This window comes from Nannocystis sp. (genome assembly GCF_016714285.1).
Taxonomy (GTDB): domain Bacteria; phylum Myxococcota_A; class Polyangia; order Nannocystales; family Nannocystaceae; genus Nannocystis.
On record NZ_JADJNN010000014.1, the window covers coordinates 100,316 to 119,647 of the forward strand.

Annotated in this window: 19 protein-coding genes; 17 read left to right on the forward strand and 2 right to left on the reverse strand. The window is 72.5% G+C overall.

Going from position 1 to position 19,332, the window contains the following annotated elements; translation table 11 throughout:
- The first annotated feature begins 197 nt into the window (after nt 1-197).
- The 5 genes from IPJ59_RS23730 to IPJ59_RS23750 all read left to right on the forward strand — a co-directional run bounded on the left by IPJ59_RS23730 (nt 198) and on the right by IPJ59_RS23750 (nt 5,161).
- A complete protein-coding gene (locus IPJ59_RS23730) occupies nt 198-1,808 on the forward strand; it encodes a hypothetical protein (protein WP_293273413.1) in 1,611 nt (536 codons plus the stop codon).
- Between the two features lie 155 nt (nt 1,809-1,963).
- Entirely contained in the window at nt 1,964-2,140 is a 177-nt protein-coding gene (locus tag IPJ59_RS23735) for a hypothetical protein (protein WP_293250785.1), read from the forward strand.
- Between the two features lie 489 nt (nt 2,141-2,629).
- Entirely contained in the window at nt 2,630-3,982 is a 1,353-nt protein-coding gene (locus IPJ59_RS23740) for a phage tail sheath subtilisin-like domain-containing protein (RefSeq protein ID WP_293273414.1), read from the forward strand.
- Nucleotides 3,983-3,997: 15 nt separating this feature from the next.
- A complete protein-coding gene (locus IPJ59_RS23745) occupies nt 3,998-4,387 on the forward strand; it encodes a hypothetical protein (RefSeq protein WP_293250789.1) in 390 nt (129 codons plus the stop codon).
- 3 nt (nt 4,388-4,390) lie between these two features.
- The gene (locus tag IPJ59_RS23750) at nt 4,391-5,161 is read left to right on the forward strand and encodes a hypothetical protein (RefSeq protein ID WP_293273415.1); all 771 of its coding nucleotides are present in this window, start codon (nt 4,391-4,393) and stop codon (nt 5,159-5,161) included.
- Here IPJ59_RS23750 and IPJ59_RS23755 read toward each other — a convergent pair.
- Entirely contained in the window at nt 5,139-6,548 is a 1,410-nt protein-coding gene (locus IPJ59_RS23755) for a hypothetical protein (RefSeq protein ID WP_293273416.1), read from the reverse strand. The genes IPJ59_RS23750 and IPJ59_RS23755 overlap by 23 nt on opposite strands.
- A gap of 14 nt (nt 6,549-6,562) precedes the next feature.
- Here IPJ59_RS23755 and IPJ59_RS23760 point away from each other — a divergent pair, with 14 nt between their 5' ends.
- Genes IPJ59_RS23760 through nadA form a run of 12 tightly spaced genes read left to right on the forward strand, consistent with a single transcriptional unit; the run spans nt 6,563 to nt 18,339 of the window.
- Complete coding sequence (locus IPJ59_RS23760; protein WP_293273417.1) at nt 6,563-7,582, forward strand: hypothetical protein; 1,020 nt, start codon at nt 6,563-6,565, stop codon at nt 7,580-7,582.
- A gap of 2 nt (nt 7,583-7,584) precedes the next feature.
- Nucleotides 7,585-8,943 (forward strand): hypothetical protein, encoded by a 1,359-nt coding sequence (locus IPJ59_RS23765; protein ID WP_293273418.1) that lies wholly within the window; start codon nt 7,585-7,587, stop codon nt 8,941-8,943.
- Entirely contained in the window at nt 8,940-9,575 is a 636-nt protein-coding gene (locus tag IPJ59_RS23770) for a phage baseplate assembly protein V (RefSeq protein WP_293273419.1), read from the forward strand. The genes IPJ59_RS23765 and IPJ59_RS23770 overlap by 4 nt, the downstream gene beginning before the upstream one ends.
- Before the next feature lie 3 nt (nt 9,576-9,578).
- Nucleotides 9,579-10,229 (forward strand): hypothetical protein, encoded by a 651-nt coding sequence (locus IPJ59_RS23775; RefSeq protein WP_293273420.1) that lies wholly within the window; start codon nt 9,579-9,581, stop codon nt 10,227-10,229.
- Nucleotides 10,226-10,651: a DUF2634 domain-containing protein gene (locus IPJ59_RS23780; RefSeq protein WP_293250805.1), complete on the forward strand. Its 426-nt coding sequence runs from the start codon at nt 10,226-10,228 to the stop codon at nt 10,649-10,651. The genes IPJ59_RS23775 and IPJ59_RS23780 overlap by 4 nt, the downstream gene beginning before the upstream one ends.
- A gap of 18 nt (nt 10,652-10,669) precedes the next feature.
- Nucleotides 10,670-11,137, forward strand: coding sequence for a hypothetical protein (locus IPJ59_RS23785; RefSeq protein WP_293250807.1), 468 nt, complete (start codon nt 10,670-10,672; stop codon nt 11,135-11,137).
- Between the two features lie 19 nt (nt 11,138-11,156).
- On the forward strand, nt 11,157-12,599 hold the full coding sequence (locus tag IPJ59_RS23790) for a baseplate J/gp47 family protein (RefSeq protein ID WP_293250809.1): 1,443 nt from the start codon (nt 11,157-11,159) through the stop codon (nt 12,597-12,599).
- Nucleotides 12,596-13,996: a hypothetical protein gene (locus IPJ59_RS23795; protein ID WP_293250811.1), complete on the forward strand. Its 1,401-nt coding sequence runs from the start codon at nt 12,596-12,598 to the stop codon at nt 13,994-13,996. The genes IPJ59_RS23790 and IPJ59_RS23795 overlap by 4 nt, the downstream gene beginning before the upstream one ends.
- Before the next feature lie 6 nt (nt 13,997-14,002).
- The gene (locus IPJ59_RS23800; RefSeq protein WP_293273421.1) at nt 14,003-15,637 is read left to right on the forward strand and encodes a hypothetical protein; all 1,635 of its coding nucleotides are present in this window, start codon (nt 14,003-14,005) and stop codon (nt 15,635-15,637) included.
- A gap of 13 nt (nt 15,638-15,650) precedes the next feature.
- A complete protein-coding gene (locus tag IPJ59_RS23805) occupies nt 15,651-16,397 on the forward strand; it encodes a hypothetical protein (protein ID WP_293273422.1) in 747 nt (248 codons plus the stop codon).
- Between the two features lie 48 nt (nt 16,398-16,445).
- Entirely contained in the window at nt 16,446-16,862 is a 417-nt protein-coding gene (locus tag IPJ59_RS23810) for a hypothetical protein (protein ID WP_293250817.1), read from the forward strand.
- A 55-nt stretch (nt 16,863-16,917) separates the two neighbouring features.
- A complete protein-coding gene (gene nadA, locus IPJ59_RS23815) occupies nt 16,918-18,339 on the forward strand; it encodes a quinolinate synthase NadA (protein WP_293273423.1) in 1,422 nt (473 codons plus the stop codon).
- 7 nt (nt 18,340-18,346) lie between these two features.
- Here nadA and IPJ59_RS23820 read toward each other — a convergent pair whose 3' ends face one another.
- Complete coding sequence (locus IPJ59_RS23820) at nt 18,347-19,306, reverse strand: hypothetical protein (RefSeq protein ID WP_293250821.1); 960 nt, start codon at nt 19,304-19,306, stop codon at nt 18,347-18,349.
- Nucleotides 19,307-19,332: the final 26 nt, after the last annotated feature.

The window sequence follows — 19,332 nt, forward strand, 5'->3', positions numbered from 1 at the left end:
TCACCACACGCGCTGAGGCGCGCGCCCATGCGCAGCCATGCACATCAATGCACGTCATTGCACATACGATATCGAGCCGCGCGCGCGATCGATGCGCGGACGTATCGCTTGCCTGGGGCGGAAGTCCGGCTCTATCCTCCCTCCCGATCGCTGCATTCGTGCGGCGGAGTGAATCGTAGGTTTGAGCGGAGGAGCTGATGGCCAACGAGAACAAGCCGCTTAATGAGGCGAAGCCGAACGAACCCATCACGGCGCAGCGGTGGAATGACATGCAGCTCGCGCTCCGCAAGGAGCACATCGAGCACAGTCACAACGGGAAGTGGAAGGATGGCCAATTCTCCGGCGCTCCGCTCACCTCCGAGGGCCTCGCCGACAACGCCGTGATCACCGCCCGCATCGCCGACGGCGCCGTCACCGGCGCCAAGGTCGACGCCGGCTCCGACTACACGGTCCGCACGCTGGGCATCACCGGCGACAAGCTGCCGCCGAGCAGCCCGGCCCTCAGCGTCGGCGGGACCACCGTCGTCTCCGGCGTCCTGCGAGCCAGCCCCGCTGGCAAGGACAGCCTGGTCGCCGGCGACGGCTACGTCGAGGCCGGCGGCGGCGGCAACCCGCTCCGGCTCACCTCGCTGTGGTCCGGCTTCACCGACACCAAGCCCAACGCGTCCGAGATCTCGAACGACACCAACACCTACAAGGCGCTGATGATCGTCGGCAACCGATCTGCCGGCGGTGTCCGCAAGGTCGCGCTGTGGGACCGCGTGGACGTGATGGGGCGCCTCGTCGTCGGCCCGGGCCAGGACGCAGGTCTGACCGTCAACGGCCTCGTCGACGCCGCCGCCTTCAAGACCCTCGGCGACCTCAGCAGCTCCACCCTGAACGTCGCTACCCAGGCCAACCTGGCCGCGCTCAAGGTGACCGGGACGACCAACAGCGGCCCGGTCAACATCACCGGCGCGCTGTCGGTGAGCGAGCCGATCGTCGCCGTCAAGGGCCTGCAGGTCGGCAGCACCCCGCTGCAGCCCTTCAACCGCGTGCAGATCCAGGGCGGCGGCCTGCACATGGACGGCAACCCGATCTACCTGCGGGCCAGCGTCAGCGACCAGTACGACCAACTGCGTTGGAACTCCGGCACCGACTGCGTCGATGTGTTCGGCTTCCAGGGCGCCAGCCTCGGCTACGGCAAGGGCGGCCAGTCCGCGGCCTTCACCGGGGTGCTGGCGGTGCGCGACACCTTCGTCGAGGTCGGCAGCAACGCCAACGCCCTTCGCTTCACGTCGGGCTGGTCGGACTTCCCCGCGAGCGGCACCAACCGCTCCGAGATCTCCAACGACACCGCCACCTACAAGACGCTGATGATCATCGGCAACCGATCGAACGACCCGAACGTCCGCCGCGTCAGCGTTTGGGATCGCCTCGAGGTGAACGGCCACCTCGCCGTCTCCGGCAAGGTCACCGCGAGCGCCTACAACATCCAATTCTATCAATACACCTTCGCCGCCATCAACAACGGCGCGCAGCCGCGGGACACCTTCGTCAACTACGCCGGCATGGGCTTCGTGCAGGTCTTCTCGGCCTTCGTCGTGTTCAACGGCTTTAGCCTCTTCAACAACAACGGCAACGTCAACTTCAACAGTTGGGGCGCCGCCCAGGGCGTCGGTTGCATCCCCCAGCACGCATTCGCCACGGTGGTCAGCTACGGCACCAGCGGCGCGACGGTCAAGACCTTCTGCTCCGAATCAGACCCCAACGCCTCGGGCGACAACACCGTACTCGCCACGCTCGTCGTCATCGGCCGGACCAACTGAACCATCGCTGCCGGCGCGGGTGAGCCGTCGGGGTCGCAACTCCGGCGGCTCGGTCGCGAGCAGGGTCTTGCGCCCCGTGCCGCTCACCTTCGCCCCCGGCCCGCGGGTCCGCGGCGGCGAGGAATCATGGTAGTGTGCCGCCCTCAGGAGTATCCATGCGAGATCAGCTCAGCGAGCGCCTCAACCAGCTCAAGTCCGAATTCGAGTCCGGCCAGAAGGTCCTCCGGGACCTCGAGGCCCGCCAACAAGACGTCCGCGACACCCTGCTGCGCATCGGCGGCGCGATCCAGGTGCTCGAGGAGATGTTGAAGTCCGAGGCCGCTGCCTCGTAGCAACCGCCTCGCCCGCGCCACGGAGCCGCTCCGTGGCGCGGCGATTCACGTGGGGCCAGTGGGGCGAGGGGTGGGGCCAGTGGGGCCAGTGCCAGGGGCGGTCCGAGGTCGGGCCGTGAGCAGGTGGCGATCGATCGGCTGTGCGTTTGGTCGGGGGCGGCTCGCCCAGCCGCGTCGGTACGCGCGGCGAACGATGTCACATTCACGGCTCCGCGCGATTCGCAGCAGCAGCCCGGTGTCCTGATGTTGTGACATGCACCGATCCGCGCCGCGAATGCGCGCAATGAGTCCAGGCGAATATGCGCAGAGTAGTCGCCGCGCAGATTCACCCATACCGACCCAGCGATTTTCTATTGACGCTGCGACGGCTCCGGGCCTATCTTGCGACCGTTCGATTGTCAGTAGTTTCGCGCTCACGATCGACGTGAGGCGAGCAAGGAATGAGCGGGCGCGCACCCGATGCTGCGCGGTGGTCAGGCTGGAGGGTCCATGGGCAAGGTTCTCATCATCCCAGGTGTGTCGGTCTCGGTGGTCAAGGAAGTGCTACCCCAGCAGCTCGCCCCGTCCGGCGTGCTCGGCCTCGTAGGATTCACGGGAGCGGCCGGCGGCGTCGGCACCGTGCGCGCCGCCAGCTGGAATCGCGTGCGCGAGCTGTGTGGCGAGGTCACGGCGCTGAGCCTCCCGGAGGCGCGTCAAGCCATCGACAACGGCGTGTCGGAGCTCGTGATCGTCTCGCTGCCGAACGCCAACTTCACGGCCGGCGCGTCGCTCAGCAACGGCGACGTCAACAAGGCGGCGATCAAGCTGAAGGCCCGGGCCGGCGGTCTGTGGGCCAACTCGCTCGACGTGGTGGTGACCGAGCGGACGGCGAACAGCGCGGTGGTCGCGGTCGACCTGGCGATCGTTCGCCGCGGTGCCGGCGACGCCATCGAGCATCTGCGCAACATCGCCGCAGACAAGCTCGCCGCGGCCCTGAACGGCCTCTCGCTGGTCGCCCTCGACGGCGCCGCCGACGGCCTGCCGAAGGCCGGCACCTACCCGCTCACCGGGGGCAAGGACGCCGCGGTCGCCGACTACCAGACGGCGCTCGACGCCCTGATCGAGGAGTCGGACGTCGATTCGGTGCTCGCCGCGGTCCAGGACTTCAGCAAGCAGGCTGATGTCGTGTCGATCTACAGCTCGGTCATCGCCCATTGCAACAACCTCAGCGGCGACGCCAAGGGCCGCATCGGCTTCGGTCAGGTCGGGCCCCAGTGGACCGTCGCCGACGCCAAGAAGGCGGTCGAGAACCTGGTCAGCGACCGCTTCGCGCTGGTCGCCCCGAACGGGGTCGTCGGCGCCGTCGCGGGCCTGGTCGGCAACCTCTCGTACTTCCAGTCGCCCACCTTCAAGGCGCTGGCCGGCCTCGGGCCGCTCGCGCGGGCGCTCAAGCTCGAGGAGCAGACCGAGCTGCTCAAGTCCTTCATCGTGCCCGTGGCCACCGAGCGCGGCCGCGGCACGATCGTGGTCCGCGGCCTCACCACCGACGGCGACCAGATCAGCGTGCGTCGCGTGGCCGACCGGGCCGTGCGGACCATGAAGATGATCGGCGACCTGTTCATCGGCCGCCTCAACAACGCCGACGGCCGCGGCGCGCTCAAGCAGAAGCTGATCGAGGCGCTGCTGCAGATGCAGCGCGAGGGCGCCATCGTGCCCTCCACCGACGGCAAGGACCCCGCCTTCAAGGTCGACGTCTACTCGTCGCAGGAGGACTTCTCCAAGGGCATCGTGCGCGTCGACATGGCCGTCCGGCCCGTGCGCGCCATCGACTACATCTACGCCACCGTCCTGGTCCAGGTCTAACGAGGAGCGACCGCCATGCCCACGATCTACTCCGCGAATCGCAGCAGCGTCCTCGTCAATGGCACCGCCATCGAGGGCCTTCAATCGCTCGTCTACCGCGTCGTCACCGAGCGCCAGGATGTCCGCGCCATCGGCACCGACGAGCGCGTCGACGTCATCTTCGGCCTGCGCACCGTGCAGGGCGAGCTGGTGGTCCAGTCGGCCAACACCGAGCTGGACACCCACCTCACTGACCGCAGCAAGTTCCAGATCGTCGCCAACCTCAAGCGCGACGAGGCCGAGGGTGCCAAGCGGACCCTGTCCTTCGACGACTGCTTCATCGAGGGCAAGTCCTTCAGCCTGAGCTCGGGTGGTTCGGTCAGCACGACCTACACCTTCACGGCAACCCGCGCCCGCGAGGAGTAAGGCTTGGACCAGGGCTGGCAGACGGTCGATATCGACGGCCGGCGCTTCGCCGTCCGGCGCGTCGCCGCTGCCGCTGGCCCCGCGCTCGAGGTCGAGCGATCGCCGACCGATCGCGTCCGGCTCCGGCCCTGGTGTCTCGACGACCACCTCTCCGCGCTCGACCGCCACGCCCACCACGACGGCCAGGCGCCGCGACTCGATCCCGACGGCCTCGCCGCCGAGATCCTCGCCCGCACCAGCGACCCGCCTCTCGACGCCGCATCGGCGTCGGAGCTCGCGCCGCTGGCGTTGTGGTGGGCGAGCGGCGGCGATTCGCCGGTGCCCGCGTCGGCGCCGTCCGGGCTGCGCGCGTGGTCCAGCCTGGACCGCGCGCGTGCCCTCGACGCGTGCACCGACCCGGCCACCGGCCGGCTCGCGCTCGGCAGCTACCTGCGGGCCATGATCGCCGCCAGCACCCGCGAGGCGCCGCCCGCCGCCGCGTCGCTCGCCCTCCTCGACGCCGTCACGGAGCTCAACACGCCCGCGATCGACATGTCCGAAGGGCCAGGCTCGCAGGCGCTGGCGCAGGTGACCTTGCGCCTGTGTCGCGCGCTCGGCTGGACGCCGGGGCAGGTGTGGTCGGCCCCGGCGGCCGAGGTCGATCGTGTCCTCGCGCTGCTCGACCGCCTCGAGGCCCCTGCGCCTGCGCCTGCGCCCGCGCCCGCGCCCGCGCAGCGGCGTGGCGGCCTCGCGGCGTACCCCGACGCCGTGATCATCGAGGTGGGCGAAGGATGATCGCGGTCACCTCGCAGGAGCTGCTCGATCGCCTCGAGCGGCCGCTCCGCGTCGCTCTCGGCGCATGGCCGGGTGTACCGCCCGAGCTCGCCGCGGCTGTGCCCTCCGGGCCGTCGCACGCCGGTGCTTCGGCGTCTGCGTCCTCGCCATCCGAGGTCGCGGCTGGGCCCGCGTCGCCGATCCGGTCGAGCGCCGCGGCACCGGCAGCGACCGCGTCCGCGTCGACCGCGGCGCTCGACCGGCGTGAGTCGGTGCCGGCTGTCGCGGCAGCACCGGTCGCGCCGGCTGTCGCGGCAGCACCGGTCGCGCCGGCTGTCGCGGCAGCACCGGTCGCGCCGGCTGTCGCGGCAGCACCGGTCGCGCCGGCTGTCGCGGCAGCACCGGCCGCGCCGCCCGTCGCGGCAGCACCGGTCGCGCCGCCCGTCGCAGTGACCGCGTCGTCGGTCGCGGCGGCACCGATCGCGCCGCCCGTCGTAGCGGCCGCGTCGTCGGTCGCGGCAGCACCGATCGCGTCGTCGATCGCGGCCGCGGCGTCGCTCGCTGCGCCGGCACCCGCTGTCACGTCGCCCGCCACCGTCGCGTCGTCGGTCACAGTCCACAGCCCCGCCGCGCCGTTGCGGCCGGCGTCCGCCGCCGCCGCTCCGGCGCTGCCCCGCGAGTCGTCGTCGGCCGAGCCCGCGGCCCTCGCCGCGCCGCCGCTCGCTGCATCCGCGTCGATCTCGTCGACGCAGGTACCGGCTCCCCCCGCGCTCGCGCCGGCCCCGGCTCCCGTAGCGACCTCGGCCGCCGACAGCGTCGTCGCGCGGCCCGCCCTGTTCCGTCCGCTGCAGCGCGCCGCGCCCTCACCTCCGCCCGCACGGCGCGTCGACTTGGCCCCGGCCGCGCCGCCCTCCGTCGCCGCTGCACCCGCGACCGCGAGCGTCGCGTCGACCCTCACATCCGCAGCCGTGGCGAACCTCGCCGAGTCGGTGGTGAGCGCCTCGCCGCCCGCGCCCCCCGCGATCGCGACCCCCGCGACCCCCGCGATCGCCTTGCTGCCCCCCGTCGCGCCCGCGGCCCCGCCGGGTCCGTCCGCGACCCTTCGCCCCGAGCCATCGCCACCCGCGCCGCTGCGCCTGCAGGCCCGCGAGGTCGCGCCGCCGCGCCGCGCCCTCCAGTTCGAGGCGCTCGCGCAGCCCGCCGTTACCAGTCCCGAAGGACATGTCACAAGCGACATGTCCGTTGCGACAGCCACGCCCGCGGTCCCGATCAGCGGCGCCCAGGCCCCGGCCACGCCCGCTGAGCCGAGCCCGCGGCGTGAGGCCCCGCGTCGCTCCCCGCCGCGATCGATCGCCACCAGTTCGAGGACGTCCTGGTCGAAATCCTCCGCGCCGCCGCGCGTCGCCACGGGGTCGAGGTCTGATGCCGCAGAACGTCCCCACCTCGACGATCCGGATCGACCAGCAGGCGCTCGGTGGGGCGAGCAGCGAGCTGCTGCTCCTGCGCGTGCGCTGCGAGACCGGCATGGACGGCGTCGGCGTCTGCGAGCTCGAGCTCATCGTCCCCGCCGGCGCCAGCCTGCCCGCGCCGGGCCAGCCGCTGACCGTCGCGCTCGGCCTCGACGGCAGCGAGTCCGACGTGTTCAGCGGCGAGATCGAGGCCGTGCAGGTCGGCGAGAGCTGGGTCCGCGTCGTCGCCAGCGACGCCCGCGCGCGCCTGGCCTGCACCTACCTCACCGGCAGCTACGAGGCCCAGGGCCCCGGCAAGATCGTCCGCGACCTGCTCGGCCAGGCGAAGGTCCAGGTCGGCAGCGCCGCCGACGGCCCCGAGCTCGCCAGCTACGTCGTGTTCCCCCAGCTCTCGGTGCTGCGGCACATCGAGCGCCTCGCCGAGCTCATGGGCGCCGACCTGTTCATCGACGCCAAGGGCAAGGCCAACTTCGTCGCTGGCGATCAGCAGGGCGCCAGCGTCGAGCTGCGCTACGGCGTCGATCTGCTGTCCGCCGCGCTCGAGCGCTCCGGCTCGGTCCGCGCGGGCGTCGAGGTGTGGGGCGAGGGCGCCGCGAGCACCCAGGGCAGCGACAAGGCCCACTGGCTACCCGACGATCTGGGCGGCGTGAAGGGCAGCGCCACCGTGGCGAGCGCGCGCAGCTACGCGAGCAGCGGACCGCGCACCGCCTTCGTGCAGGACGGGGCGCTGCGCACTGGCAGCGCCGTCGGCGACGCCGCGAAGGGCCGCGCCGCCGCCCTCGACCGACCGCTGCGCGGCGTCATCGAGGCCATCGGCCTCGCCCGGGTCGCCCCCACCGACACCATCACGCTGTCCTCGCTGCCGGACGGTCACCCGCTCGCCGCGATCCTCGAGCGGGGCACGCTGCGTGTCCGCCGCGTGCGTCACCAGCTCGACGGCGTCCGCGGCTTCACCACCAGGCTGGAGTTCTAGGCATGCCCGTACGCATCGGCAGCATCGAGCTCACCGGCCTGCAGGACATCCGCACCCAGGACGCCCGCAGCCTCGTGCAGCAGCGCGGCCCGGGCCAGGCCGGCAGCGTCGCCCAGGACCTCGGACGCGAGCCCGTCGTCGTCACCATGGAGGGCCTGCTGCTCGGCGACGATCCGCACGCCGCGCTCGAGGAGCTGCGCCAGGCCCAGACCGACGCGCGCCCGCTGGCCTTCGCCGCCGACGCGATCGCCGGCGCCGCGCTGACCGACGTGCTCATCGAGGACCTGCAAGTCCGCCAGCTCTCCGGCTACCGCGAGCGCTACCACTTCTATCTCCGCGTCCGCGAGTACACCGAGCCGCCCGAGCCCGCCGGGGCCAGCCTGGCCGATGTCGACGCGGGCATCGACGCCGACGCCGCGGCCTGGAACGAGGGCGCTCTCGGGGCTGTCGCGGTGCTGCAGGACCCGAGCTCGATCGCCAGCGCCGTCGCCGACAACCCCGGTCTGCTCGCCCAGCTCAGCGCCGGTGAGATCGGCGGCGTGCTGCAGCAGGCCGCGGGCGCCCTCTCGGGCGGCGACTTCGCCGGCGTCATGCGGGCGCTCGGCCAGATCGACACCCAGAAGTTCGTCTCGGTCATCACCGACCTCGCCAGCGCCGACAGCTTCGGCGACTTCATGGAGAAGCTCGCGGGCGAGGGCATCGACCTGCTCGAGGAGCTCACCGGCGTCGACCTCGGCGCCGCCGCCAGCCTCATCAAGGCGATCGCCGGCGGCAGCGACTTCCTCGCCAAGCTGCAGGAGGTCGGTCGCCGCGCCAGCGAGCTCGGCGGCGTGATCGCCGGCTTCGATCCCAGCCTCGGCGCCGCCCCCTTCCTGCGTCCGAACGGCACCACCCCGCGCGACGTCGTCGGCAGCGTCGACGAGCTCATCGTCGCCGTCGACGAGCTGTTCAAGACCGACACCGTCGCCGCGCTCGCCGACCTCGCCCAGCAGTTCGGCATCGGCGGCGCCCTCACGACCGCCTTCGACGGCCTCATCGCCGCGCTGCAGCAGGCCGACCAGTGGCTTTCGAAGCTCGAGGAGCCGCTGACCAAGGCGCTCGGGATCGCCAACACCGTCAAGGGCCTGATCGACGCCATCGTCGGCCTCGGCACCACCGGCAGCAAGCCGGCGCTGCGGCTCCCGCCCGCCGCCGGATCGATCCTCATGACCGCCTCCGAGATCGCCGCCGCCGTCGGCCGCGTCCTCGCCGGTCTGCCGCGTTACACCGAGGAGGTCGTGCCCGTGCGCGACGCCCTCGCCGGCCTCGTCACCACCGCCGGGACCCTGCGCGACCAGGTCCAGGGAGGCGCCCCGCCGTGAGCGACCTGATGCACATCCTCCGCGCCGTCGTCCGCGAGGAGCTCAAGGCCCTGCGCCTCGGCGACATCGCCGTCGTCACCGCCACGATGCCGCACGCGGACGGTGACACCCACAACTACGAGTGCAACGTCAAGCTGCGCGAGCAGGGCCTCGAGCTGCGCAAGGTCCCGATCGCCACGCCGCACATCGGCATGGCCAGCGCCCCGCGCGAGGGCGACCTCGTCTACGTCTCCTACGTCGGCGGCGACCCCAACCGCCCGATCGTCGTCGGCCGCCTCTACTCCGACAAGGCCAGCCCGCCGATCCACGCCGAGGGCGAGTGGCGCGTCGAGTCGCCGCTCGCCGGCGAAGCCTCGCTGACCATCGACAAGGACCAGTCGATCGTCCTCACCGCCGGCAAGAACATCGTCACGATCAAGAAGGACGACGTCATCGAGATCACCGGCGAGGCCGACCTCAAGATCGAGGTCAAGGGCGACGTCAACATCAAGTGCACCAACGCCAAGATCGACGCCTCCGGCGACGTCGACCTCGGCACCGGCGGCGGCGGCGTCATCACCGACAAGACCCACAAGTGCTACTTCACCGGCGCTCCGCTGGTCGGCTCCATCACGGTCAAGGCGAAGGGATAAGCCATGCCTGCGCCCCAGAGCTCCGAGATCACCAGCTTCGCCAAGTCGGCGCTGCAGTCCAAGGGGCTGCAGGGGGAGAACGCGCCCGACCTCGGCGAGGCGATCGGCGAGACCTGCGGCGCCGCGCTGCAGCTGTTCATGGGCCAGGCCATGGTCATGCCCGGCATCCCGGCCGCCGCTCCGCCGCCGCCCGGGGCCGGCGCGACCGCGGGTCCCGGTCAGCTCGCGCCGCCGCCCGCGGGTGGACCCGGGGCCTCGCTCATCGAGCCGATCGCCGCCGGCTTCCTCAGCGCGAAGGGCATCCGCGGCGAGAACGCCCCCGACCTCGCCAAGGTCATCGCCGGCGCCGTCGCCCAGGGCATCCAGATGTTCACCGCGCAGGTCATGGTCAGCCCCGGGATCGCGATCTCCGGCTTCGTCACCAGCGCGCCCGGCACCCTCACCGGCGCCGCGCCGCAGGCCAGCGCGATCGAGGGCGTCGCCAGCGGTCTGTGCAGCGGCAACAAGCTGCAAGGCGAGAACGCACCGGACCTCGCCGGCGCGCTCGGCAAGGCCATCGCCGACGCGCTCGCCCAGCTGATGCAGCGGGCCCTGGTCGCGCCCGGCATCCCCGCATCGCCGGGCGCGACCGTCGGCCCCGGGAGGTTGCTATGAGCGACGCCAGCAGCAAGGATCTCCAGCTCGGCAGCGACCTGCGCGTCATCTTCACCGGAGACGGCCGCGCTGACATCGTCTGGAGCGACCACGATCTCGAGCAGGTCACCGGCCTCGACAACCTCGCGCAGGCGCTGACGCTGCGCCTGCTCGTGCAGCGCGGCGAGCTGCGCGGCCTGGCCCACCCGCGCTACGGCAGCCGGATCCACGAGCTCATCGGTCAGACCCTCGACCGGCCCAACCTCGACCTGCTGCGTCGCCACGTCCGCCACGCGCTGCTCGGCGACCCGCGCGTCGCCGCCGTCGAGTCGCTGCAGGTCGAGCCGATCGCCGCCTACCCCGGGGCCGTGCAGGTCACCGCGACCGTCCGCGCCCGCACCGGAGCCATCACCCAGATCGAGGTCGCAGTCGACCTCGCGTGAGCGTTTGAGGAGCCCATCATGGTCAGCGAGCACACCAGCATCCAAGGCGTTCTCACCCTCGAGCTGCGCGACCCGGCCGGCGCGCTGCTCGAGCGGCACGTGGTCCACAACTTGATCACCAACCGCGGCAAGTCGCTGCTGGCCCAGCTGCTCGGCGGCAAGACCAACGGCGCGATCACCCTGGCGATCGGCGTCGGCTCCGGCACCGCCGCGCCCACCCCGGACGACCCCGGGCTCGCGACCAAGCTCGGCGAGGCCAAGGCCGAGATGACCGAGCCCTTCGTCATCAGCGGTCAGGTGCGGGTCAACGTCCGCTCGACCATCGCCGACGGCGGCACCGCCGACAACCCGCTGCCGCTGACCGAGGCCGGCATCCTGGTCCGCGTCGGCCAAGAGGCGCCGGTCGTGTTCAACCGCGTCACCTTCCCCGTGATCAACAAGGGCCCCAACATGAGCCTCTTGCTGTCGTGGGACCTCAACTTCTAAGCACCCGTGCGAGGGCCTCATGAGCGCGATCTACGACGATAAAGACACCAGCTTCGCCGGCGTCGTCGAGCGGCTGCTCGGCTTCGCCGGCCGCCCCGGCGACGCCGTCGGCGGCGTCGCGCGCACCCTGCTCGAGGCCGTCGCCCGCGAGTTCGCGATCTTCTACGCGACCCTCGACGCCGCCCACCGGGCCGGCTTCCTCGACACCGCCGAGGCCAGCGCGCTCGACAACGTCGTCGCGATCCTCGGGGTCACGCGCGCCCGCGCCGGTCGCCTCGCCGGCAAGGTCCAGTTCAGCCGCGCCGTGCCGGCCCAGCAGGACATCGTCATCCCGGCCGGGCGCCGCGTCACCGGCGTGCTCGCCGACAAGCCGCTGCCGCTGTTCGAGACCGTCGAGGAGGTGGTCCTGGCCCGCGGCGAGACCCACGTAATCGCCGAGGTGCAGGAGGTGCGCGAGGAGGGCAGCCCGCCCGCGCCGCAGCTGCTCAACCCCGACACCCTCACGATCATGCCGCGCCCCGTGCTCGGCGTGGAGACCGTGCGGAACATCGAGCCGCTGCGCCAGCGCCAGGCCGACGAGAGCGACGAGCAGCTGCGGGCCCGCGCGCGCACCGTCCTGCGCGAGAGCCAGCGCGGCACGGCCCCGGCGATCGCCGCCGCCGTGCGCGAGCAGGGCGTCGTCAACGTCGAGGTCCGCGAGCCCGCCGACCTCCCGCCCGGCGTCCTGCGCGTCATCATCAGCGACCCCGGCTTCGAGAAGGACCTCGAGGCCCGGGCCCGCGTCGAGGAGACCCTGCGCAACGCCAAGCCGGCCGGCGTGCGCGTGCTGCTCGAGTTCCAGCGCTCGCTCTACATCACCGCCCAGATCGAGGTCGAGCTGGTCGACGCCGGCCTCGACGACCGCGCCCGGACCCGCGTCGCCGACGAGCTGCGCCAGATCCTCGTCGCCGCCGCCCGCGGCCTCTCGCCCGGCGCCGCCGTGCGCCGGCAGAAGATCGAGGGCCCGCTGCTCAGCCACGTCGCTGTCGCCGCGGTCCAGCGCTGCACCCTCGGCCTGCGGGGCGTCGACCTCGCGACCCGCCCGCAGCTCCCCGGCGGCGACCTCTACGTCGACGCCTACGAGTCCGCCGTGCTCGAGGCCGCCGACATCAAGCTGACCTGGTTCACCCGGCCCGCCCTCAGCACCGAGCTGGTGGTCCAGAAGGCCGGCAACGCCGACTCGATCCGCGCCAGCGTCCGCGAGGTCGTGCAGCAGTACAACGCCTTCATCCGCAGCAAGGGCACCGCCGACTTCCTGTTCGTCGACCTCCAGAGCCGCCTCACCCCGCTCGGCATCACCATCACCGCCCTCAGCGCCACCCGCGACGGCGTCACCGCGACGGAGGGTCCCGGCGACGCCAAGAAGATCAAGCTCGCCGCCGACGAGCTGGTCGCGCTCGGCGACGTGGAGGTCATCGCGTGAACCGCGAGCAGCGCCAGCGCCAGATGCTCGCCTCGCTGCCCCTGCTGCTGCAGGAGGGCGCGAACCTCGGCGAGCTCTGCTCCCACCTCGCCCGCATGATGAGCGGCGAGCCGGACGACTGCGCGATCGAGTACGGCGTCAGCCGCCTGCTGCGCTCGCGCTGGCACAGCCTGGCGCAGGGCTGGCGCACGCCGACCCCCGAGGCCCGCGCTGCCAGCGAGCTCGGCCGCATCGGCGCGCTGTTCGGCTTCCCGCCAGCCCGCGCCGAGCAGGTCGACGCCTTCCGCCGCCGCCTCGTCGAGTTCGTGGCGATCCACCGCGCCGGCCTGACCACCGCGCCGGCGATCCTCCGCCTCGTCGCCCTCGTGTACCAGGCCGAGGCCACACCGACGATCACCTGGAACATCGCCGACCGCAGCGCGCGCGCCACCTTCATGGCCCGCGGCCCCGGCGGTGAGCGTCGCGAGGTCCGTGTCGACCTCATCGACAACCCGAGCGCGCCGAGCTCGGTGCACTTCGCCAAGGTCCCGGCGAACCGCCGGCTCACCGTGACCAACGGCGGCCTCGACCCCGCGCTGCCAGAGCTGCGCCTGCGCCCGCAGAGCGGCCCCGCGCGCGTGCCCGTGTTCATCCACAGCGACTCGGGCCTGCGCCTGATCTACGTCGGCGTCGTCAAGGACGGCGACACCCTCACGCTGCGCCACCGGCGGCCCGCGCTGATCAACGGCATCCCGCAGCCCGGCACCCCGGTGCTGCTCACCAACCCCTTCGTGTTCGACGGCGAGACCTCGCGCTTCACCGGCCCCGACCACGTCGGCGCCCGCTTCTCGGTCGCCGAGCGCGACTCGAGCATGCCGAGCCTCGTGCCCGGCGAGAGCACGTGGATCTACAACGCGATGGCCCGCAACGAGCTCGCCGCGTTCCTGTCGCCGTGGCCCAATCTGGTCAAGCTGGCCACCCTCGCCGACGAGGTCCCGGCCGCCCCCGACGCCGACATCGAGCTGCGCTGGGACGAGTCCGTGCCCGCGTCGGTCGCCCTGCGGGTGCCGGCCGACCACGTGCCCCACGCCTTCGAGATCGAGGGCGAGCTCGGCCCCGAGCGGCGCCTCGCCGCGTTCGTGCGCGAGCTCGAGTGGGCCCTGAACTACGGGCGCGCCGCCGGCATCCGGGCCCGCGTCGAGCTCGCCCTGCCGCAGGTCAGCGAGGCCCTCGAGCTCAGCGACGCGCTGGGCCTTCGCGTCGACCTGCCGCTCGCCGAGGCGCAGCCGATCGGCGAGGTCGTGCCAGCGCCGACCGCCGGCATCCACATCGTCGAGACCCTTCCCGAGACGAATGACCCGCTGTACTTCGGCGGCCTCTTCGACACCACCCTGTTCGAGACCTCGCTGTTTCAGTAGGCCACCATGACCCAGCCGACGATCACCACGAAGCTCGTCCGCAACGGCGTGCCGCTCGCGCTGGGTGCCGTCGTGCCGGTCGCCGATGACGGCACCGCCGTCGAGCTCACGCTGCCCGCTGGCCTCGAGCTGCAGGCCGCCAACCTGACGGTCCAGGTGCCCGACGACAGCGACCCGATCGCGCTGCACAGCGGCGCCACCCTGATCGCCAGCACCGGCGCCTGGTCGCCGGCCAGCGACCTCACCTGGCTCACGCTCGACTGGGGCGCGCGCCGGGCCCTGGTCAAGCTGACCGTCACCCTCAAGGCCGGCGCACCCGCGACCTTCCTGCGCCTGCGGGTCGCCGACGCGGGCCCGTGGCTGCTGGCCACGCCAGCCGCGATCGTCCCGGTCACCAGCCTCAGCGCCAGCGTGCAGCTGCCCGGCCTCGCCGCCAGCCGCCTGATGATCGAGCCGGTCACCAAGCCCGCGTCGCCCAACAGCCCCGAGGACTACGTCCCGTCCGCGAGCACGATCACCGCGGTCACCCTGACCGGCGCGCGGCGACCCCCGGCGCTCACCGTCAGCCTCGCACCGGCGACCGTCGTGCACCACGAGGCCGCCTTGCTCCCGCCCGGCGCGAGCTTCAACCTGCGCGAGCCGCTGCTCGCTGCGCTGCGCAAGCAGCTCCCCGGACGCGCCGGCGGCACCGCCCAGATCGTCCTGCGCTCGCCCGCCGCCGCCGAGCTGCGCAAGCTCTCGCTGACCCTCAGCGTGCGCCGCTCGGTCACTCTCTGGCAGAGCGCCGGCCCCGAGCTCACGCTCGCGGTGAAGCCCGGCGTCGACGCGACGGCCACCGCCGAGCTCACGGCCCACCCGCTGCGCTTCGCCGTGCAGCTGCGTCCCGAGCTGCGCCCCGAGCTGCCGCCGGCCGTGCCATCGGCGCCGGCTCAGGTCAGCTACGCCCACCGCTGCGGCCCCGATTCGATGCTCGCGCAGGCCTTCCGCTTCGCCAGCGGCGGCGCCATGGTCGGCGTCGATCTGTGGCTCGCCGCGCGGACGACCGCGGTGCGCGGCGAGCTGAAGATCCTCGCCGACGAGCGTGGCGCCCCCGGCGACGCGCCGCTGGCGAGCGTCCCCGTCGAGCTCGCGGACCCGGGCGCCGGCATCCTCGGCGCGTACACCTGGCGATCCTTCGACCTGCCCGAGGCCGTGATGCTCGCGTCCGACGCGACGGTCTGGGTCGCGCTCGAGCTGGCCGAGGGCGAGCTCCTGTGGGCGCTGGCCCAGACGCCGCCCGGCCCCGTCGGGCCGCTGCTCCGCCGCGAGCGCGCCGAGTCGTGGGTCCCACGCGACATGACCTTTGGGACAGGTCCGAGCAAGCCGTGGGCGATCACCCGCCCGCGCCTGCGTAACGACGGCCCGGCGCTGCCGCTGCAGCTGCAGCTGCAGCGCAGCGGCGTCGTGATGCAGGTCGTCGCCGACGCCGACGGCTGGGTCCGCCTCGACGCCGCTGGCCTCGCCCCGCTCGCCGTCGGGCCCGTCGACGCCCCGCTCACGCTGGTCGTCCGCAGCCCGAGCGAGGGCCGCGTGATCCTTCGCGATCTGCTGATCGAGCTGCCGGTCCAGAGCAGCAGCTGGAGCTTCACCAACCCGCCGTGAATCGAGGTCCGCCGTGCTCGCCGCCGCCGAAGCCCACTACGCCGCCGCGCTCCAGGCCGCCCTCGCACCGGGCGCTGCGATCTTGTTCGGCCCGGCGCCGAGCGTCCCGGTCGGCGCCAGCGTGCAGGTGCTCGCCGAGCAGCTCCGCCTCGCTCCGCCGAGCCAGGACCTCGGCGACGAGCGCGGCGCGGCCCGCCACTTCACGGCCCAGAGCTGGCAAGGCGACGGCGTCACCACCAGCTTCCCGCTGCCGCCCGGTGCGCTCGAGGTCGCCGAGGTCGAGGCCCCGCCCGGCTTCCCGCGCGCGCGCGGCGACGACTACCGCGTCGACGCCGGCACGCTCCGCTTCTCGCGGCCGCCGGCCATGGGCATCGGCGTCCGCGCCCTGCTGCTCGGCGCGCCCGCCCGCGGCTTCGTCGAGCGCCGACGCGGCGAGCTGACGCTGCGCCTGCGGGCCCGCGCCGCGACCGGCCTCGACGAGCTCGCCGAGGCGGCTCTGGCCGCCGCGCTCACGGCCTGCGTCGACCTGCCGGACCTCGTCGCCGCGGCGACCGCCGGCGTGCGCGCCCGCCTGTGCCGGCCGGTCGCCTTCCTGGTCGCGGTGACGCGCCAGCGCGAGCGCGTCGGCGAGGCCGAGCGCGCCTGCGTCGAGCTCGAGTTCCTGCTGCGCGGCGAGGCCCTGCTTCACGTCGCGCTCGGAGTCCCGGATCCGGTCGATCGGATCAAGTCTGTCGAGCCTGGCGTCGTCGACGTCGGGTGACATTTTCACCTGGCTTTTAGGCCAGGTCTCAGTGAGGAGGGTGTGGAGATGGCTGTGAATATCTACGACGAACTGAAGAACGCGCTCACGCAAGTCAAGACGGTGCTCGAGGAGGGCGCCGACACGATCCGTCCCGCCGTGCAGGCGATCGCCGCGGCGATCCCCCAGGTCAACGAGCTGCTCACCAAGCTGGTCGAGCTGCTCGGGCTCCTGAAGACCGAGATCGGCAAGCTCGACACCTCGGTCATCCCGATCGACAAGGTCCTGCCCTTCGTCAACGCCGCCAAGACCTTGCTCGACTCGGCGAAGAACGTGCTGCCCGAGGCCGACAAGCCCAAGGTCGACACGGCGCTCGAGGTGGTCGGCGTCATCTCCAGCTTCCCGACGCCGGAGCAGATCAAGGCCGAGGTCATCACCCTCGTCGATCAGGTCGCGGCCCTGATCGGCACGCTGCGCGCTCCCTGAGCGCGCTGCGGCCACGTGGCGGCCTGCGGGGGGATCGGCTAGCGTTGCCCGGCGCATGCCCAAGCCCTTCCCCTCGCTCCTCCTGCGTCACAGCGGCGTGGCCGCCCAGGGCGCCTTCGCCGAGGCCCAGGCGGCCTTCCTCGATCCCGACCCCGCGACCGTGCAGCGCCTCAAGGATCTGCTGCAGGCCAGCGACGCCGGCGTCGTCGCCCACTTCTACATGGACGCCGAGCTGCAGGGCGCCCTGCTCGCGACCGGCTGGTCGCGCCTGCACATCTCCGACTCGCTGGTGATGGCCGACCGCGCTGTCACAATGGCTCAGAAGGGCGCCCGCGCCATCGTCGTGCTCGGCGTCGACTTCATGTCCGAGAACGTGCGCGCCGTGCTCGACAGCGCCGGCTTCGCCGCGCTCCCGGTGTACCGCGTCACCGCCGAGCCGATCGGCTGCTCGCTCGCCGCCGCCGCCGAGGCCCCGGCCTACGCGGCCTATCTCCACCGCGCCGCGGCCACGCCCAACGCCCTGCACGTCGTCTACATCAACACCAGCTTGCGGACCAAGGCCCACGCCCAGGCGATCGTCCCGACCATCACCTGCACCTCGTCCAACGTCGTCCAGACGATCCTCGAGACCTTCGCCGCCCAGCCCGACGCGAACGTGTGGTTCGGCCCGGACACGTACATGGGCCACAACCTGCGCGTGCTGTTCGAGCGCCTCGCCGACCTCGACGACGCGGCGATCGCCGCGGTCCATCCGCAGCACACGCGGGCCAGCATCACCGCCCTGCTGCCGCGCTTCCACTACTTCGAGCAGGGCAACTGCATCGTCCACCACATGTTCGGCGCCGAGGTCGTCGCCCGCGTGCGCGCCGACTACCCCGACGCGATGGTCACCGCCCACCTCGAGGTCCCCGGCGAGATGTTCGCCCTGGCCCTCGAAGGCCAGCAGCGCGGCCGCGGCGTGGTCGGCAGCACCTCCGACATCCTCGGCTACATCACCGCCCAGGTGCGCGCCGCACCCGAGCACGAGCCGCGCCACCTGCAGTTCGTCCTCGGCACCGAGGCCGGCATGGTCACCTCGATCGTCCACGCGGTCCGCGCCCTGCTCGCCGCGCGCCCGCTGCTCACCGTCGAGATCGTGTTCCCGGTGGCCGAGGGCGCCGTCGTGGCCACGGGGGACGCCACGCTGCCGCTGGTCCCCGGGGTCGCCGGCGGCGAGGGCTGCAGCACCGCCGGCGGCTGCGCGACCTGCCCGTACATGAAGATGAACTCGCTCGACGCGCTCATGGCCGTGCTCGAGCGGATAGCGAGCCCGGCCGCGCTCTCGGCCCACGCGCCTCGCGTCTACCGCGAGCTGATCGGCGGCCGCACCGTGGCCCAGCTCGGCGAGCTGCCGATCTTGCACATGCGCGAGTTCCAGCGCTCGGGCCACCTGCCAGCCGTGCTGCTCGTCGACATGCGCTCGCGGGCGGTGAGCTAATCGCTGATCACGGCGGCAGCGAGCAGAGGCCGAGCGTGACGAACTGCGGCGGGGCCTGGCCCTCCGCGTAGTACGGCACGCACAGCTCGCCCATCGCCTTGTTGGGGCAGGTGTTGGGCTTGTCGGTCGAACAGAAGGGCGAGCAGCAGCCGTCCGGCGCGTCGCAGCCGGGGATCTCCGCCGCGTTCGTGCACAGCAGGCCGGGGTCGCAGCCGTTGGCCACCTCGCAAGAATCGCCGGCCTGGCCCTCCGCGCCGCTCGCGTCGAGGATGCAGAACCACTGGTCGACGTTCGGGAGGCACACCTCGCCGGCGTCGCAGGTGTTCGAGTCGAGCGGGTCGCAGGGCGCGTCGCAGAAGCCCCAGAAGCAGCTCTGGCAGGCCAGGCCCGCGCACTGGTCACCCGGCGCGCAGCCCGGATCGGGGTCGCTGAAGATGCCGCACAGCTTGTGGCACTCGCCGACGCCCTGGTCGTCGGGGAACAGACACACCGTGCCGAGCTCGCAGTCGTCGGTGCCGTCGAGCTCGTCGCCGAGGACAGAGCAGGGCGAGCCATGCGGTTTCGGGTCGGGCGCCAGCGGGACGCAGATCGGCGTGCCGTTGAACACGCTGCCGCTGCCCATGCCCGACGGGTTGCACTTCTGGCCCGCGGGACAGGACTGCTCCGCGAGGTCGCAGCCCAGGACGCCCGCGTCACCGCGCACGACGAAGGTCTCGCCGTCGCCGCTCGTGTCCGCGTGGGTCGTGGTTACAGGGTCGCCGCTCGTCGAGGTCGGGCTCGTCGCTGTGGGGCTCGTCGATGTGGCGCTCGTCGACGGGCTGTCGCTCGTCGCGGGGACGCCGGTGCCGCCGCCGTCGCTGCTCGTCAGCACGATCTCTCCCGTGTCGTCCGCGCCCTTCGGACCGCAGGCGAGCAGCGCCACGGCGATCCAGCCAGGACCCAGGATTGTTTGGATTGAGACCCGCATGAAGGCGACGATGCCACAATCGCCGT

Excerpts from the sequence above, each read along its gene's own strand:
- IPJ59_RS23730 (WP_293273413.1), top strand. The coding sequence starts at position 198 with ATGGCCAACGAGAACAAGCCGCTTAATGAGGCGAAGCCGAACGAACCC.
- IPJ59_RS23735 (WP_293250785.1), top strand. The coding sequence starts at position 1,964 with ATGCGAGATCAGCTCAGCGAGCGCCTCAACCAGCTCAAGTCCGAATTC.
- IPJ59_RS23740 (WP_293273414.1), top strand. The coding sequence starts at position 2,630 with ATGGGCAAGGTTCTCATCATCCCAGGTGTGTCGGTCTCGGTGGTCAAG.
- IPJ59_RS23745 (WP_293250789.1), top strand. The coding sequence starts at position 3,998 with ATGCCCACGATCTACTCCGCGAATCGCAGCAGCGTCCTCGTCAATGGC.
- IPJ59_RS23760 (WP_293273417.1), top strand. The coding sequence starts at position 6,563 with ATGCCGCAGAACGTCCCCACCTCGACGATCCGGATCGACCAGCAGGCG.
- IPJ59_RS23765 (WP_293273418.1), top strand. The coding sequence starts at position 7,585 with ATGCCCGTACGCATCGGCAGCATCGAGCTCACCGGCCTGCAGGACATC.
- IPJ59_RS23775 (WP_293273420.1), top strand. The coding sequence starts at position 9,579 with ATGCCTGCGCCCCAGAGCTCCGAGATCACCAGCTTCGCCAAGTCGGCG.
- IPJ59_RS23780 (WP_293250805.1), top strand. The coding sequence starts at position 10,226 with ATGAGCGACGCCAGCAGCAAGGATCTCCAGCTCGGCAGCGACCTGCGC.
- IPJ59_RS23785 (WP_293250807.1), top strand. The coding sequence starts at position 10,670 with ATGGTCAGCGAGCACACCAGCATCCAAGGCGTTCTCACCCTCGAGCTG.
- IPJ59_RS23790 (WP_293250809.1), top strand. The coding sequence starts at position 11,157 with ATGAGCGCGATCTACGACGATAAAGACACCAGCTTCGCCGGCGTCGTC.
- IPJ59_RS23800 (WP_293273421.1), top strand. The coding sequence starts at position 14,003 with ATGACCCAGCCGACGATCACCACGAAGCTCGTCCGCAACGGCGTGCCG.
- IPJ59_RS23810 (WP_293250817.1), top strand. The coding sequence starts at position 16,446 with ATGGCTGTGAATATCTACGACGAACTGAAGAACGCGCTCACGCAAGTC.
- nadA (WP_293273423.1), top strand. The coding sequence starts at position 16,918 with ATGCCCAAGCCCTTCCCCTCGCTCCTCCTGCGTCACAGCGGCGTGGCC.
- IPJ59_RS23820 (WP_293250821.1), bottom strand. The coding sequence starts at position 19,306 with ATGCGGGTCTCAATCCAAACAATCCTGGGTCCTGGCTGGATCGCCGTG.